Origin of the sequence: Rhizobium sp. CECT 9324, from assembly GCF_918741265.1 — a bacterium.
Classification (GTDB): Bacteria; Pseudomonadota; Alphaproteobacteria; order Rhizobiales; family Rhizobiaceae; genus Allorhizobium.
Map to the genome: position 1 here is coordinate 275,849 of NZ_CAKKMZ010000002.1, position 14,470 is coordinate 290,318.

General features: G+C 63.0%; 13 protein-coding genes. 4 read left to right on the plus strand and 9 right to left on the minus strand.

Annotated elements, in window-relative coordinates; translation table 11 throughout:
* Positions 1-34: 34 nt before the first annotated feature.
* From LQ231_RS21280 to LQ231_RS21295, 4 genes are all read left to right on the plus strand, one after another.
* Positions 35-646 (plus strand): HdeD family acid-resistance protein, encoded by a 612-nt coding sequence (locus LQ231_RS21280; RefSeq protein WP_230173783.1) that lies wholly within the window; start codon positions 35-37, stop codon positions 644-646.
* 21 nt (positions 647-667) lie between these two features.
* Positions 668-1,171: a redoxin domain-containing protein gene (locus tag LQ231_RS21285; RefSeq protein WP_230173784.1), complete on the plus strand. Its 504-nt coding sequence runs from the start codon at positions 668-670 to the stop codon at positions 1,169-1,171.
* Complete coding sequence (locus tag LQ231_RS21290) at positions 1,146-1,688, plus strand: DsbA family protein (protein WP_230173785.1); 543 nt, start codon at positions 1,146-1,148, stop codon at positions 1,686-1,688. Before LQ231_RS21285 ends, LQ231_RS21290 begins: the two co-directional genes overlap by 26 nt.
* A 131-nt stretch (positions 1,689-1,819) precedes the next feature.
* The gene (locus LQ231_RS21295) at positions 1,820-2,242 is read left to right on the plus strand and encodes a PRC-barrel domain-containing protein (protein WP_230173787.1); all 423 of its coding nucleotides are present in this window, start codon (positions 1,820-1,822) and stop codon (positions 2,240-2,242) included.
* A 75-nt stretch (positions 2,243-2,317) separates the two neighbouring features.
* Here LQ231_RS21295 and LQ231_RS21300 read toward each other — a convergent pair whose 3' ends face one another.
* From LQ231_RS21300 to LQ231_RS21340, 9 genes are all read right to left on the minus strand, one after another.
* Positions 2,318-2,731 carry a hypothetical protein gene (locus LQ231_RS21300; RefSeq protein ID WP_230173789.1) on the minus strand — a complete coding sequence of 138 codons (414 nt, stop codon included), beginning with the start codon at positions 2,729-2,731 and terminating at the stop codon, positions 2,318-2,320.
* Positions 2,732-2,960: 229 nt separating this feature from the next.
* Positions 2,961-3,569 carry a response regulator gene (locus tag LQ231_RS21305; protein WP_230173791.1) on the minus strand — a complete coding sequence of 203 codons (609 nt, stop codon included), beginning with the start codon at positions 3,567-3,569 and terminating at the stop codon, positions 2,961-2,963.
* A gap of 7 nt (positions 3,570-3,576) precedes the next feature.
* Positions 3,577-5,280: an ATP-binding protein gene (locus LQ231_RS21310; RefSeq protein ID WP_230173793.1), complete on the minus strand. Its 1,704-nt coding sequence runs from the start codon at positions 5,278-5,280 to the stop codon at positions 3,577-3,579.
* Between the two features lie 1,131 nt (positions 5,281-6,411).
* A complete protein-coding gene (locus tag LQ231_RS21315) occupies positions 6,412-7,674 on the minus strand; it encodes a benzoate/H(+) symporter BenE family transporter (protein WP_230173795.1) in 1,263 nt (420 codons plus the stop codon).
* Positions 7,675-7,751: 77 nt separating this feature from the next.
* The gene (locus LQ231_RS21320; RefSeq protein WP_230173797.1) at positions 7,752-8,558 is read right to left on the minus strand and encodes an enoyl-CoA hydratase/isomerase family protein; all 807 of its coding nucleotides are present in this window, start codon (positions 8,556-8,558) and stop codon (positions 7,752-7,754) included.
* 38 nt (positions 8,559-8,596) lie between these two features.
* Positions 8,597-10,114, minus strand: a complete 1,518-nt coding sequence (locus tag LQ231_RS21325) for an AMP-binding protein (protein ID WP_230173799.1) — start codon at positions 10,112-10,114, stop codon at positions 8,597-8,599.
* Positions 10,107-10,619 carry a (2Fe-2S)-binding protein gene (locus LQ231_RS21330; RefSeq protein ID WP_230173800.1) on the minus strand — a complete coding sequence of 171 codons (513 nt, stop codon included), beginning with the start codon at positions 10,617-10,619 and terminating at the stop codon, positions 10,107-10,109. The genes LQ231_RS21325 and LQ231_RS21330 overlap by 8 nt, the downstream gene beginning before the upstream one ends.
* Entirely contained in the window at positions 10,607-11,434 is an 828-nt protein-coding gene (locus LQ231_RS21335) for an FAD binding domain-containing protein (protein ID WP_230173801.1), read from the minus strand. Before LQ231_RS21335 ends, LQ231_RS21330 begins: the two co-directional genes overlap by 13 nt.
* Positions 11,431-14,406, minus strand: coding sequence for a molybdopterin cofactor-binding domain-containing protein (locus LQ231_RS21340; protein WP_230173802.1), 2,976 nt, complete (start codon positions 14,404-14,406; stop codon positions 11,431-11,433). The genes LQ231_RS21335 and LQ231_RS21340 overlap by 4 nt, the downstream gene beginning before the upstream one ends.
* Positions 14,407-14,470: the final 64 nt, after the last annotated feature.

The window sequence follows — 14,470 nt, forward strand, 5'->3', positions numbered from 1 at the left end:
CGACAACGGCGCGCGAACACAAACGGAGAGCACAATGACAAGCATCCGGTCAACCGAGAGCGCCAAAACCGAAGATATGAACGACGTGCTCGCCAGGAACTGGTGGGCCGTCGCATTGCGAGGCGTCGTGGCCATTCTCTTCGGCGTCGCCGCATTTGCGGTACCATTCGTCACGATGCTGTCGCTCGTTGTTGTTTTCGCTGCATTCAGTTTCATCGACGGCGTTTTCGGGATCGTCATGTCAGTGCGCGGCGCGCGCAAGGGCGAGCGCTGGGTCTGGCTGCTGCTCAGCAGCACCCTCGGTATCGTCGTCGGCGCGGTTGCGCTTCTATGGCCAGGCATCACGATTCTCGCCTTCGTCATCCTGGTGGCGGCGTGGGCGCTGGTATCGGGCACGTTCATGCTGATCTCGGCCTTTCGATTGAAGATTGACCATGGCCGCGTCTGGCTGGTGATCGGCGGCATCGCGAGCGTCGTGCTCGGCATTCTCCTCATCATCTCGCCCTTCGTCGGGGCATTGGTGCTGACGTTCTGGATCGGCGCGCATGCCGTTGTGCTGGGCGCCACACTGCTGGTGCTGGCTTACAGGCTGCGATCCCAGCGCACCGGCCAACCAGGCACTCTCGCCACGTCCGCTACGGCTTGACCGATTGAAGGGAGAAAAGACATGTCGACGATTCTTTCCTCGGGGACGAAAGCACCCGGTTTCACGCTGCGGGTAACGCCCGACCAGACCCTCTCCCTGTCCGAATTTGCGGGCCGGCGGGTAATCCTTGCCTTTTATCCCGCGGACTGGAGCCCGGTCTGCGGCGACCAGATGACGCTCTACAACCACGTCCTTTCCGAATTCCGCAAGAAAGGCGCCGAACTCGTCGGGATCTCCGTTGACGGGGCATGGTGTCATCAGGCCTTCGCGCGGGAGCGGAACCTGCATTTCCCGTTGCTTTCGGATGCCCACCCCAAGGGAGAGGTTTCGCGCGCTTTCGGCGCCTATCGCGACGATGTCGGCGAAAGCGCTCGGGCCCTCTTTATCATCGATGAGAGCGGCACGATCGCGTGGAGCTACCTGTCTCCGGTCGCGGTCAATCCCGGAGCGGATGGCATTCTTGACGCCCTCGACCAAATGCCAAACCTGGAGCAGCACGATGTCCACACTCAAAGTTCCCGTTAATTCTCGTGACCGGATGCGCGGCGATCCGAACGCATCCGTCACGCTTGTTGAATATGGCGACTATCAGTGTCCCTACTGCGCCATTGCCAACCCGATCTTGCGATCCCTGGAGAGCCGGTTTGGCCGGGCACTGTGTGTCGTCTTCCGGCATTTCCCGCTGGTTGAGGTCCATCCGCTCGCTGCACCGGCAGCGGAGGCTGCGGAATATGCCGGCGATCACGGCCGGTTTTGGGAGATGCACGATGCGGTCTATTCGAACCAGCATCGGCTGAGCACCCAACTCCTTTTCGCCATCGCCGGCACCTTGCAGTTGTCTCAGATGGGGCTTCGCGAGTCGCTTATCCGCGCGCTGCATGACGACAAGATCCGGGCCGACTTCATTGGCGGCGTCCGCAGCGGCGTCAACGGGACGCCGAGTTTCTTCGTCAATGGCGTGCGGCATCAGGGCGGTTTCTCGGCGCCTGAGCTCGCCGCCTCGATCCAGTTCGCGATGGATGCCCTGGCCCCCGTGCGTTGATGCACCGAACGCGGAGGAAAGTGACAGTCGTCAAGGTGGTCGCGGCTGTTTCGACCAAAACTCATGAAGCCCGCGAAGCTGGAGCATGACACCAGGCGCGCCGGCATCGCTTCAACGCCGGAGGATTCGAGATGCAATACAACAGCGCTTCACAGAAACACCGCAAGGTCCACCTCGCACTGGCAATTGGCATGGTCTTGTCGATCGCCATTTTCCTGCCGCCGCCGATGTCGGCAGTCGCGCAAAACGTCGTGATCGTCGATGTTGACGTGAAGGAAGTGGCCAAGGGCTACCGCGCCAGCGAACTGGTGGGTGCAGATGTCGAAAACAGCTCGGGCGAGGCGATCGGTTCAATCGATGATCTCATCGTCGACCGCGAGAAGGTCCTGTTCTCAATACTCGAGGTCGGTGGCTTTCTGGGCATTGGCGGCTTCCTCGTCGCCGTTCCCTATAACTCACTGCAAATCAACGCAGATGGATCGCAGATCGTGCTCGCCCAGGGGAGCAAGGAAGAGCTGCAGAAACTTCCAGAGTTCAAATACGAAGGCAAGTAGGTGTTGAGCCTGCCCACTCGGGGAGGGTGGGTTGGCTGACAATCAATCCAGCCTACGCCGGCTGCAAACCGTCCGTCAGTGCAGATATTTGCGGTCGGCCGCCGCCTGAACGGAAAGAGATCGATAGAGCAGGGCAAAGCCCTGCATCAAACGCAGGTAATCCTCGTGGCGCGAGGCGAAACCATGCGCCATATTCATAAGCTCGGGATTGTTGCGCTCCAAATCGTCGATGGCTCGAAGCGTAAAAACTTCGGAGCCGTTGGAATCTATTTCGTGTACCAGCACGTCGCGCGTTTCTGCCGTCACGCACGGCAGAGCATGCATGGCCGGATGATCGACAGCACCTGCAGACTGCAAGATCAGCAGTTGATAAAACATGCCGAAGCCGATCATGATCCGGCGCTCATCGCCTACATCGGCCGCGCACTTGCGGGCCATATTTAGAAACTCCGGGTTTTCTCGCGCCAGGCAGGCGGTGATCTCGGCCATGCATGCCTCCGGACCCAGATCATCGAACTGCCGCGATACGAGTTCTCGCGTGCCTTCGGTCACACGGGGAAGAAAGCTCATGGGCGGCTTTGTCCTTGTGCTTGTCGTCATTGCCGCTGATGAAGATAGGCGATGGCCCCGAGGAATCAAACTTACAAATCAGTAACTTTAAAGCGGGCGCTAAAACCGCTGCACGAAGCCCCTTTCCCGGCCTCCTATCATTCCGTCCTCAACGTCCCTCTGCGAGGACCGAAAGTCGGACCGCTTGGCCGAGCTGGCGCACGCCCAGGCGGTCCATCATGCGCGAGCGGTGTACCTCGACGGTGCGAACACTGATACCGAGATCGTAGGCAATGACCTTGTTTTTCCGGCCGGCCACCAGTGCCTCCAGAACCTCACGCTCCCGTGGGCTGAGCGTATCGATCAACAGTGAGGCCGCAGCAATATCTTCGGCTCGGCCCTTCGCCGCGCCGGTCTTCAGGGCGGACTCGATCGCCGCTATCAGGGCTTCGTCGCTGTAGGGCTTCTCGATGAAGTCGACCGCTCCCGCCTTCATCGCCCGGACCGCGGTCCGCACGTCGCCTAGCGCCGTTATCACGATGACCGGCAAGCTGGGATTTATCAGCAGAAGGCGAGCCTGAACCTCGAAGCCGTCCATCTCCGGCATGCGCAGATCCAGCAGAACGCAGCCCATGGCGAGGTCGTCCGCGACGCCGAGGAATGCCATGGGTGTGGCATACGCGGTCACCCGGAAACCGACCGCGTCGAGCAGCCGCTCCAGCGAACGGCGGATCGCCGGGTCGTCATCGACAACATAAACGAGCGGGGCGACTGTCATCTCAGGGTCATCGCTCCAGCGGGACGGGCAGCGTGACGCGAAAGATTGAACCGCCGCCGCGGTTCGGCTGGTATCGCAGCTTGCCGCCGTGGGCCTCGACGATGGTGCGGCAGATCGAGAGTCCCAATCCCATTCCATTGCTCTTCGTGGTGTGGAACGGTTCGAAGAGGTGTTCGAGAATATCGTCAGGCAGGCCGGAGCCCAGATCTGCCACGGCGATCTCGATCGACTCGTCATCGAGCCGCGACGTCGCCACATCCAGCTCGCGCCGCTCACTCTCCGCCAACGCCTCATGCGCGTTGCGTATCAGGTTGAGCATGACCTGTTGCAGTTGAATCCGGTCTCCCAACACCGCTTCGGCGCGCGGATCGAAGCTCAGTCGGACCCGCACGCCGTGCGCTACTGTTCCCGCAGAGGCAAATTCACTTGCCTCACGGATCAAGTCGGGCAGTTTTTCGATCCGCATTTCCGTTTCGCCGCGCGTGACGAACTCTCGCAGACGCCGGATGATCTCGCCGGCGCGAAGCGCCTGATCGGATGCTTCGTCGAGAACCTCGCGGACCTTCTCGACCCTGTGTGTGCCGTTCGCTATCATCCGGCGCCCGGCGTTGACCGAGTTGGTGAACGCGGTCAGCGGCTGGTTCAACTCATGCGCCAAAGCGCCTGCCATCTGACCTGCAGCGCTCAGCCGGGACGCATGAAGCAGCTCCAGTTGCAATTCCTGCGCGCGGACATCCGAGCGCTCGCGCTCATTGGCTTCGAGCGTCAGTTTTTCGAGCGCGTCCGCCAGCTCCGACGTCCGTTTTGACACCCGCTGCTCCAGCGATTCGTTGAGGTTTCGAAGATTCTCCTCGAGTTCTCGCTGCCCCCTCAGATCGCGGCTGACGGTCGCCACGTTCATGGGGCGGCCCGTGCGGAAGTCGTCGATGCGGAACCACTCCACCAGGAAGGGAATGTCCTCTCCAGTCCTGAAGTGCCGAAAATTGAGCTCGCCGAGCCAGCGCCCCGTCTCCATCACCAGCGGCACCAACTCGCGATGCGCCCGGGCTCGCTGATCTGGAGCAATGAAATCGAAGATGGCAAGCCGCTGCGCTTCCTCGATACCGGAAAGCCCCAGCAGGTCGCATCCAGCCTTGTTGAGATACTGCACCGAGCCGTCCAGACGGGCGACACCGACGAACTCGGACGATCGCTCGACCAGGCTCGCCATACGACGTTGCTGAGCCTCCGCGTGCCAGCGCTGGATGGCGAGTGTCGCATGGCTCGCTGCGATTCCCAGAAGCAGCCGGTGCGTCTCGCTCGGAAATTCCGGATTGAGGGAAGCAGCGACGATCCCAGCGTCGCCGCCAAAACCCATCGGAACTGCCGCGACTTGTAGCTCGCCCTCGCCAAGCGGGTTTTCGATCGCGAATGTCTGTTCACGGCTCCTAAGCCAAGCGCCGCGCAAGATTCGTTCGACGGGGCCAGACGACAGGGCCGATAGCGCCCGGCTGGTTCGCAGAACTTCCACCGCCGCTTCGTCGCGCAGCCCCGGCGCGGATACGTAAATGACGTCGGCGTTGAGCATCGAAATCAAGGCGGCTGCCAAACTGTCGGCGATCTGCCGCGAATTGTAGTCTTTCCAAATTGCCGGCAGTGTCGAAAGCGCGACGAGATCGCGGATGCAGTGTCTGAGCTCTTGCGGTTCGAAAAGTTCGTCGACCCTGAGCATGTCACCTGATCCAACTACAGGACGCACATCGAATCTTCAGCGCCTGTCCATAACGCCGAAGCAGAGCGAGAGATTAACTGTGGGCGTTGCCGGGCAGGGACAACTCCCCTCGTTTGCGAAACGCTTCAACGAGGACGAAGGTCCAATTTTCGAAGTTTGCTGAGAAGTCGTAAGACCTAAAGGCTGCGCAGCAACCGCATCTGCAATGGACTATACACCTCACGCCTCGATTGCCCAGCAGTTTAATTTCAAAAACATGGCGGCCGCCGGTTTGGGGCCAGGTCGAGACCGCTTCACTCGACCTTAGCCATGGTTTGCCACAGGACAGCCCTCGTACGCGCACATTACCGCAGAGGTCGAGGGCAGGGTTTTGACAAAGGACAATCCTGTCAATTATGAAAAATTGCTTAATGGTTTCGACGGCGATGCCACTTTACGTTTTCGGCGCTACTCGGCCGCGTGCTGTTAAGACGTTGGGAGAGCCTTCAGATCGCATCCGGTTAAGCGGCCGATTTTGCAAGTCTCGATGCCATCAGGCCCCCGCAACCAATTCAAACATAAATGATTGACCGCCTCGGTATAACCGGGGTGGTTTTTGCGTTTGGGGGATCCTGATAAATCCGCCAACATCACCATCCTGTCACTGCCGCCCAAGTCCCCGTGACTCAACGCGGTCGAAAATCTCGAGCTCTTCATGCGCGAGAACTGGCTGTCGAACGCACCTTCAAGTCCTACGAGGATATCCCTCGCCCATTGCTGTGAAGCCTGGCGCAAACTTTAAAACCAGCCTTGGTGTATCATGTCCATCGGGCACAGGCATTCGGTGCATGGGTTCTGATCAATGAGGACGCGTATAAGCAGAGGCTGCCAATGCCGTGCCGACCGCGGCTGAGGCTTTACAAGTCTCCAGTGCCGGAAGCACATGTCGGTCTCTCTTGCTTCTGATGCGGATGTAATCATCGAACTTGGTGACCAACAGGGCCTCCTTCGGTAAAGTTGGCGATGTCCTTCTCAAGGTTCTTCCGCTCTGCCTCCAGGCGATCGAGGGCAGCGATGCGCCCCCCATGCCGGACTGCAGAAAAGCAATTGGGGGGCGACTTGGAAGCATGCGTCTATAGCGGTAACCCGCGCTTACGCGGCCTGTTTCTCCCCGAGATTTCCGGCTTCGACAAGGGCCGAGACGATCACGCCGGCGACCAGGGCCCAGAAGGGGGCGCTGATGCCGAGGAGCGTGACGTTCGACATGGCGACGGCGAGTGCGACGAAGGCGCCGGTCTGATTGCCAAGCGACTTGCCGAAGGCGTTTTGAAAGGCCGACAGCAGCACGCCGATCATGGCGAGGCCGGCGACCGTGCCGATGAGAGCGGATGGCAGGCTGAGCACGATCGGAACGGCTGCACCCGCGATGAGGCCGAAGGCGGCAAAGAGTAGGCCGTTGACGACCGTCGCGGCATAACGCCCTTCCTTGTTCTCACCGGCCTGTTCGGAGGAGCATATCGCCGTCATCGGACCGGCGATATTGGCATTGTGGCCGCCGAGGATGCCGGCCGCAACGCCGCCGATGCCGGAAATGATCGTCATCGCGTTGACCGGCGGCTTGTAGCCTTCGGCCATCAGCACCCCGGTCGCCTGCGCGTTTTCGGCGCCGATCACCAGAAGGGCGAGCGGGATGGCGATTGCGAAGAAGGCATCGATGGAAAACACCGGCATCGTGAATTCCGGTGCGGCGAAGGCGATGTTGGCCGTCCCGCCTCCGACCGCACCGGTCGCAAAGGCCGCGATCAGGCCGGCGACGAGAGCGGCCAGCACTGGCGGGATCGTCTTGGTCAGCCGCATCGAGACGAAGAAAGCCAGTATTGCAGCGCCCGCGATCAACGGTGCCGTGCCGAGTGCATTAACGGCGCCTGTCGCAAAGCGGATCAATGCACCGGCGATCATCGCCATGACGATCGGCATTGGCAGCCAGCGCATCACCTTGCCGATGAGCCCGGTAACCCCGAGCAATAGCACCAGCAGGCCCGCCAGGATAAATGCGCCGACGGCTTCGTTGAAGGGAATAGTCGCAAGCGAGCCGGCAACGAGGGCCGCACCCGGGATCGAGTAGGCGCCGTTGACCGGCTGCTTGTAGTGGAGCGCGAGCAGCAGGCTGATGATCCCGCCGAGCACGTAGATCGCAAAGAGCCAGGCGACGGTCTGGCCGTTGGTCAACTGGCCTGCCTCGGCCGCGCCGATGACGATAAGAGCCGGGCCGGAGCAGCCGAAGATGGCGGCGACAAGTCCGGCGCTCATCGTCTTGATGCCAAGATGTTTCGGCAGGTCGCGCAGACCCGACGCAATGCCGGGTCCCCGTTCGACAAGGCGCTTTTCCTGTGTCGTCTGCTGTGTGGTATCCATTCTCAATCCTCCCGAAGCGGTTACGAGGCCGCTTCCTCCTCCTGGAAAATGAAGCCGGGTTCCCGCCCGGCCAGTGGTTAGCGTCCGACGAAGGCCGGTGCGCGCTTTTCGTGGAAGGCGAGCACGCCTTCGCGGAAATCCTCCGATGTGCGAAGCCGGCTGTAGCAATGGCCCTCGAGCTCGATGGCCGTCGACAGCAGCGCGTCGTCCGTGTCGGTCAGGAGCTTCTTCGCGGTGCGCTGGGCGAGCGGCGAGAAGCCGATCAGTTCCTCGACCAGCGCATCGACGGCCTTTTCGAGATCGGCATCCGCGACGATCTCCGAGGCGATGCCCCAGTCATAGGCTTCCTGGCCGGTGACCCGCTTCGAGCGCATCACGATGTTCTTGGTGCGGGTGACGCCGACCATCTTCTGGAGGCGCGCCGAGCCGCCGGAGCCTGGGATCTGGCCGAGCTTCTGCTCGGGCAGGGCGTAGCGGGTGGTTTCGGTCGCGATGCGGAAATCGCAGGCAAGCGACAGTTCGAAGCCGACGCCGAAGCAAAAGCCGCGATTGGCGGCGATGACGGGCTTTGAACAACGCGTGGGAGCCGCGATGTTCCAGGCGAGGTGCGAGACATGCTCCGGGCTCGCCTCAAGGAAGCCCTTGATATTGCCGCCGGACGAGAAATGCTCGCCCTTGCCGGCAACGACGATGATGCGCACGCGATCGTCCTCGTCGAGGGCCTCGAAGACGAGGCGCAATTGGTCGCGGGCCAGCATGGAGACGACGTTGTAGGGCGGACGGTCGAGCGTGATGTCTGCGCGCTGGCGGGCCGCATCGATCGTGACGGTGAAGCCATCGAGTTCGGCGAGGCGTGGGTCCTGGAATGTGGCGTGTTCGGGCATGGAATGTCCTTTCATGGGTCTTGTGGCGTTCTGGTCGCTCACTGGTGTGCGGGAATGCGTTCCTCGTTGTATTCGCCGGCCACCAGGAGGCGGCGCAGCAGCTTGCCGACGGGTGATTTCGGGATCGCCTCGACGAAGACGAAGCGACGCGGGCGGCGGAAATTGGCGAGACCGGAATCGCGGCAATGGCGATCGAGATCCTCGGCCGTGATGTCGCCGCGCCGCTTGACGAAGGCGACGACGATCTTGCCCCAGCGCTCGTCGGGCAGGCCGACGACGGCGACCTCTGCGACGCCCTCATGCAGCGACAGGCAGCTTTCCACTTCGACCGGCGACACGTTCTCACCGCCCGTGATGATCATGTCGTCGGCCCGGCCGGTGACGAAGAGATCACCGTCCCGGTCGACGAAACCAGTGTCGCCGGTGAAGTACCAGCCGCCGTGAAGTGCCTTGGCGTCCGCATCGGGCCGCTTCCAGTAGCCCTCGAAGGCCTCGTCGCTTTTCATCAACGCGATGATTTCGCCTTCTTCGCCAAAGGCTGCCCGCTCGTCCGGATTGCGACTGCCGAGCTTGACGACGCGGATCGTCTGGTTGATGCCGGCGCGGCCGGCGGAGCCGGGTTTCGCGGTTGCCGTCTGCTCGATCGTGAAGGTGTAGATCTCCGACGAACCATAGTGGTTCACGAAGAGCTCCGGCCGGAAGGTCTGGTCCAACCGCTTCAGCAATCCATCCGTCATCGAGGCGCCGGCATAGCCGAGCTTGGTTACGGAGACGACGCGCTCAGGCGAGAATGCCTCGTGATGCACCAGGTCGTGGTAGAGCGTCGGCACGAGGTACAGATTGGTGATCTTCTCCTGTTCGATCAGGTCGAGCGCCTTCGCCACGTCGAAGCGCGGCAGGCAGACGAAGGTGCCGCCGATCAGCGAGGATGCGATCAGGGAGCGCACGCCCATCGTGTGGTAGAGCGGCATGACGCCGAGCGTGCGCTCGCCATGCCGGTAAAGGTTTTGCGCCACATGGGCGACGGCGCCGGCGCGTTCGGCGCGGTGACGGCGTGGCACGCCCTTCGGCCTCGATGTCGTGCCTGAGGTGTAGAGCATCAGCGACCAATCGGCAGCGTCGGCGACAGGCACCGCATCGGGTGCGCTGCCTTCCATGATATCGGCGAGCGCCTCCGCGGAGAATTGCGGCAAGTTCTGCGCGAGCCGCGACAGGCGCACGGCCTCTTCCGTCGATGCCTCATAGAACACGGCCTTTGCGTCGGCATCCTCGATGCCGAAATCGATCTCATCGGCCTTAGCCCGCCAGTTGAGCGGCGTGACGACCAGGCCGAGAAACTGGCAGGCCCAGTGCAGCGACGCGTTCTCCCAACGGTTCTGCATGGCAGTCAGCACATGGTCTCCGCGCTTCAGGCCGGTCTCGCGAAGGGCCGCGGCAAGCGCCGAAATCTTGTCGTACCATTGGCGATAGCTCAGTCGCATCTCCCCGTCGACGATCGCGAGCGCGTCCGGGTCGCGCTCCACGCTCGCGAGGAAGCTCGTTCCTAGATCAAGCATTGTTTGTCTCCTCCTTCCGTTGTTCCTCCGCGGCGGCGAGCGCCGCCTCGACGATGGTCGCGTAGCCCGTGCACCGGCAGAGATGGCCGGAGAGGTGTTCGCGTATCTCTTCCCGGCCGGCGCCCGGCTGCTCGCGCAAGAGCGCGTCGAGCGACATCAGGATGCCGGGCGTACAGAAGCCGCATTGCAGGCCGTGATGGCGGCGAAAGGCCGCCTGAAGCGGGGAAAGCTCGGCCGGACCGGGGGCCAGCGCTTCCACGGTCCGCACATCGCTGTCGCGCACCTGCTGGGCAAGCGTCAGGCAGGCGCGTGCCGGCTTTCCATCGATCTGCACGGTGCAGGCGCCGCAGACTCCATGCTCGCAGCCGACATGGGTGCCGGTCAGCCCGACTTCGTGGCGCAGCAGGTCCGAGAGCAGCATGCGGTTTTCGGCCTCTGCACGGACCTTCTGGCCGTTCAGCGTGAAATCGACCACATGCCTCTGGGCAGCGTTCATGCGCGGCATCGGCTTGCCTCCTTCAGGGTCTCGCGACCAAGATTGCGGACCAGTTCGCGCCGGTAGCGGGCGCTGGCGTGAATGTCGTCGCGGGCGTTCAGCGACCAGGCGATATCGTTGACGGCATCGTCGAACTGGTCGTCGTCGAGCGCGGGCAGCGGAAAGACGCGCGGCCGGTCATCGACCCCGGCAATGCCGAGCCGCAATCCCTTGTCGTCGGCGACGGCAGCGCAGGCGACGATGGCGAAATCGCCATGTCTCCGGCCAATCTCGCGGAAGGCATAACCGCTGCCGGGCCGGGCTTTGGGGAAATGCACGGCTTCAATCATCTCGCCCTCGGCGAGATCGGTCGCCATCATGCCGATGAAGAAGTCGTCCGCCTTGACCTTGCGCTTCTGCTTTCGGCTGCGCAGGCTCACCGCACCACCGAGCGTCACCAGGGAAAGCGGCAACTCTGCGCTCGGGTCGGCATGGGCAACAGAGCCGCAGACCGTGCCGCGCGCCCGGGTCTGCACATGGCCGAGCCACGGGAAGGCGGCGGCCAGAAGCGGCAGGTCGCGCGAGAGATTTGTCCAGGCTTCCAGTTCCGCCTGCCGCACGCCGGCGCCAACGGTGATCTCGTCGCCCGACGTATCGATCCGGCGCAATGCCTCGAGCCGCATGATGTCGACCAGCAGGCCGGGACGGGCGAGGCGCATGTTGAGCATCGGCACCAGAGACTGCCCACCGGCGATGACGCGAGCCTCACCGCCGCCCTCGGCGAGTGCGGAAAGCGCTTCCTCCAGCGTGTCCGGGCAGAGGAAATCGAAGGATGCAGGCTTCATCTGCGCCTCCTGAACAGGCTCAAAAGCCGTTGAGTGAAGCCGGCGGCGGCGCTGGGAGGCCCTCCGCCGCCGGCATGACGGGCGAGCGCCTGGAAGAACTGTCCGATCACCACGCGCGCCGCGCCGTCAAGAAGTCGGCCACCCACAGAGGCGACCTTGCCGCCGATCGCGGCCTCATATCGATAGTCTATGCGGGTGCCGGTCGCCGTTTCCGTCAGCGTGACACGGCCCGTGCCGCGACCGGAACCGAGTGCGCCCTCTGTGCCGCCGGACAGCGTGACCGCTTCCGGTGCCACCATGTCGGAGAGGCGGATGTCGGCGCGGTATCGGCCCTTGACCGGACCGATGCCGAGCGTAACCTCGGCGCGAAAATGCGTGTCGGACACCTTTCGGACCTCATGTGCGCCTGGAATGATGGCCTTCAGCGTGTTCGGGTCGAGCAGCATCGTCCAGACGGACTCACGCGTGGCGACGACGTCGGCCAAGCCCGAGCCCGTCAGCAACCGTTCTCCGGAGGCGCCGGTAGCGACGGGGACCACGTCCTGAGGTTTCGACGGCGGGCGCTCCTCGCCATAGAGCCATTCGCTGACTCGGCTTGGCGACAGCGGCAGCCGGATGTCCTCGACCCCGAGCGCATCGGCGACGGCATTGGCGATGCAGACCGGCGTCGACATGCAATTGCCCTCGCCGACGCCCTTTGCGCCAAGCGGCGTGAAGGGCGATGGCGTTTCGTGATGGAGGATCAGCGGCTCCGGCGTCTCCATGACGGTCGGGATCAGATAGTCGGCGAGAGTGCCAGTCAGGAAACTGCCGTCGCCGCCATAGGCATATTCCTCGTAGAGTGCGGCACCGACGGCTTGGGCGAAGCCGCCGCGGACCTGGCCGTCGACCATGCCGGGATGCAGGATGCGGCCGCAGTCATGCATCGTTACATAGCGGTCGATGCGGACCTGGCCGGTCGCCCGGTCGATCTCCACGCCGCATATGTCGAAGATGAAGCCATGGCAAAGCGACGAGTTGATGCCGTCCGCTGCTGTCGGCGCCTCGAGTTGCTCCGGCGTCCAGAAAACGGTCTCGCGGATCGTCTGGCCTGTTCCATCCGACAGAGTGCCGGGCGCCCAGTGGCTTGCAGCCGCGACACGCCCGAAGGAGATGGAATTGTCCGGGTTGTCGCGATCGAAAAGCTTTCCGGCTTTGAAGTCGATGCGATCCGCCGTGACATCGAGCTGGCTTGCGGCGATCGCTGCAAGACGATGCCTGATGCGGTCGGCAGCAAGTGCCGCAGCACCTGCGACGGCAGCGGCAAACCGGCTTGCATAGTTGCCCGAGGCAATCGACCAGGCGTCGCGCGCCGTGTCGAGTTCGGTATTGACGCGCACGGCCTCCAGAGGAAGGCCGAGCCGCTCGGCGACGACCTGCGCCAGAACGGTGCGATGGCCCTGGCCCTGTGGTACTGACGCGACCTTGACGGTGACGGAGCCGAGTGGATCGATGGCCACCGTGGCAACGGACTGGGCGCCGTTCTTCGGACCCGCCTTTGCCCGTTCCTCCGGCGTGAGGACCGTCGTGATATAGCCCATGTTAGAGACGCTCGGCTCGACAACCGTCGCATAACCGATGCCGTAGAGGCGACCTTCGGCACGCGCTTGATCCCTTCGTAGCCTCAGAGCCTCCAGGCCGCCTTCGGCACAGGCGCGGTCGATTGCGGTTTGATAGTCGCCCGAATCCAAAAGCCCGCCGGTCGCTGTGCGATAGGGAAAGGCGTCGGCCGGCACGAGGTTGCGGCGGATGACTTGAAGCCTGTCGAGGCCAAGTTCGTCGGCGATCTTGTGGACGAGTCGTTCGAGCGCGAAGTAGACCTGCGGTCCGCCGAAGCCGCGATTGAGCCCGGTCGGCGTCTTATTTGTCAGCACAACGCGGTTGCGGATGGCGACGTTCTCGATCGCATAGGCGCCGGTCATGTTGCCGTGCATGCGGTAGAGGGTCGCCGGCTCCGGTGCGCGGAGATGCGCGCCGCAGTCTTCCAACTGATCCCAACAGAGTGCTGTGATGCGGCCGTCGGCGGCAACGGCTGCCTCGAGCGTCGTCACGCGGTTGGTCGCCGAAACGGAGGCTGTCAGGTGTTCGAGCCGGTCCTCGATCCATTTCACCGGCCGTCCTGCAACACGGGCGGCGACGGCTGCGAGGATCACATAGGGAAAGACGCCCTGCTTGATGCCGAAGGAGCCGCCGGAATCGGGTGGCGTGCGTAACCGCATGCGGTTGCCGGGCACGTTCAGCGCGCGGGAAATCACCGCATGGATCGAGAACGGGCCCTGAAAATTCGCCGTGACGTCATAGGCATCCTCACCGGGATCGTATTCAGCGATGACACCATAGGTCTCGATCGGCGTGCAGGAATTGCGGGGATAGGCGATGCGGATGGAAATGCGGTGGTCGGCAGTCGCAAGCGCTGCTTCAGGGTCCCCGTAACGAAAGCTGCGCTCGTTGATGAGGTTGGTGCCGAGCGACGGATGCAAGACCGGTGCGTCTGTTGCGAGTGCCTTCTCGGGATCGACAATGGCGGCCAGGGTCTCGTACTCGACCTCGATCAGATCGAGCGCATCCTCTGCAACATAGCGGTTCTCGGCAACGACGAGGGCCACGGGTTCACCGACATAGCGTACCCGGTCCCGGGCGATCGGCCAGCATTCGACATTCGCCTTGACCCCCACGGTCATGCTGCGGGTGAGCCGCGCAACGTCGTCCCCGGTCAGCACGGCGGAGACGCCGGGCAGTGCCTGGGCAGCAGTCGTATTGATCGTACGGATTTCGGCATGGCCATGCGGCGAGCGCAGTATCGCCAGATGGGCGGTGTCGCGCCGGACGGGCAGGTCGTCGATATAGCGGCCGCGGCCGGTCAAAAGTCCGGCATCCTCGACACGTTCCACGGTCCGGCCGATCAGGCCGCCCGCCGTCTCCAAACTCTTCATGTGCTCCTCCCGCACCCGTTGATTTCGGGGTGCCGTGGGGAGAAAGGTGAACCAGGGCGCGCAA

Bases quoted from the DNA above. Each gene is read 5' to 3' on its own strand.
- LQ231_RS21280 (WP_230173783.1), top strand. From the start codon at position 35: ATGACAAGCATCCGGTCAACCGAGAGCGCCAAAACCGAAGATATGAAC.
- LQ231_RS21285 (WP_230173784.1), top strand. From the start codon at position 668: ATGTCGACGATTCTTTCCTCGGGGACGAAAGCACCCGGTTTCACGCTG.
- LQ231_RS21290 (WP_230173785.1), top strand. From the start codon at position 1,146: ATGTCCACACTCAAAGTTCCCGTTAATTCTCGTGACCGGATGCGCGGC.
- LQ231_RS21295 (WP_230173787.1), top strand. From the start codon at position 1,820: ATGCAATACAACAGCGCTTCACAGAAACACCGCAAGGTCCACCTCGCA.
- LQ231_RS21300 (WP_230173789.1), bottom strand. From the start codon at position 2,731: ATGGCCGAGATCACCGCCTGCCTGGCGCGAGAAAACCCGGAGTTTCTA.
- LQ231_RS21305 (WP_230173791.1), bottom strand. From the start codon at position 3,569: ATGACAGTCGCCCCGCTCGTTTATGTTGTCGATGACGACCCGGCGATC.
- LQ231_RS21310 (WP_230173793.1), bottom strand. From the start codon at position 5,280: ATGCTCAGGGTCGACGAACTTTTCGAACCGCAAGAGCTCAGACACTGC.
- LQ231_RS21315 (WP_230173795.1), bottom strand. From the start codon at position 7,674: ATGGATACCACACAGCAGACGACACAGGAAAAGCGCCTTGTCGAACGG.
- LQ231_RS21320 (WP_230173797.1), bottom strand. From the start codon at position 8,558: ATGCCCGAACACGCCACATTCCAGGACCCACGCCTCGCCGAACTCGAT.
- LQ231_RS21325 (WP_230173799.1), bottom strand. From the start codon at position 10,114: ATGCTTGATCTAGGAACGAGCTTCCTCGCGAGCGTGGAGCGCGACCCG.
- LQ231_RS21330 (WP_230173800.1), bottom strand. From the start codon at position 10,619: ATGCCGCGCATGAACGCTGCCCAGAGGCATGTGGTCGATTTCACGCTG.
- LQ231_RS21335 (WP_230173801.1), bottom strand. From the start codon at position 11,434: ATGAAGCCTGCATCCTTCGATTTCCTCTGCCCGGACACGCTGGAGGAA.
- LQ231_RS21340 (WP_230173802.1), bottom strand. From the start codon at position 14,406: ATGAAGAGTTTGGAGACGGCGGGCGGCCTGATCGGCCGGACCGTGGAA.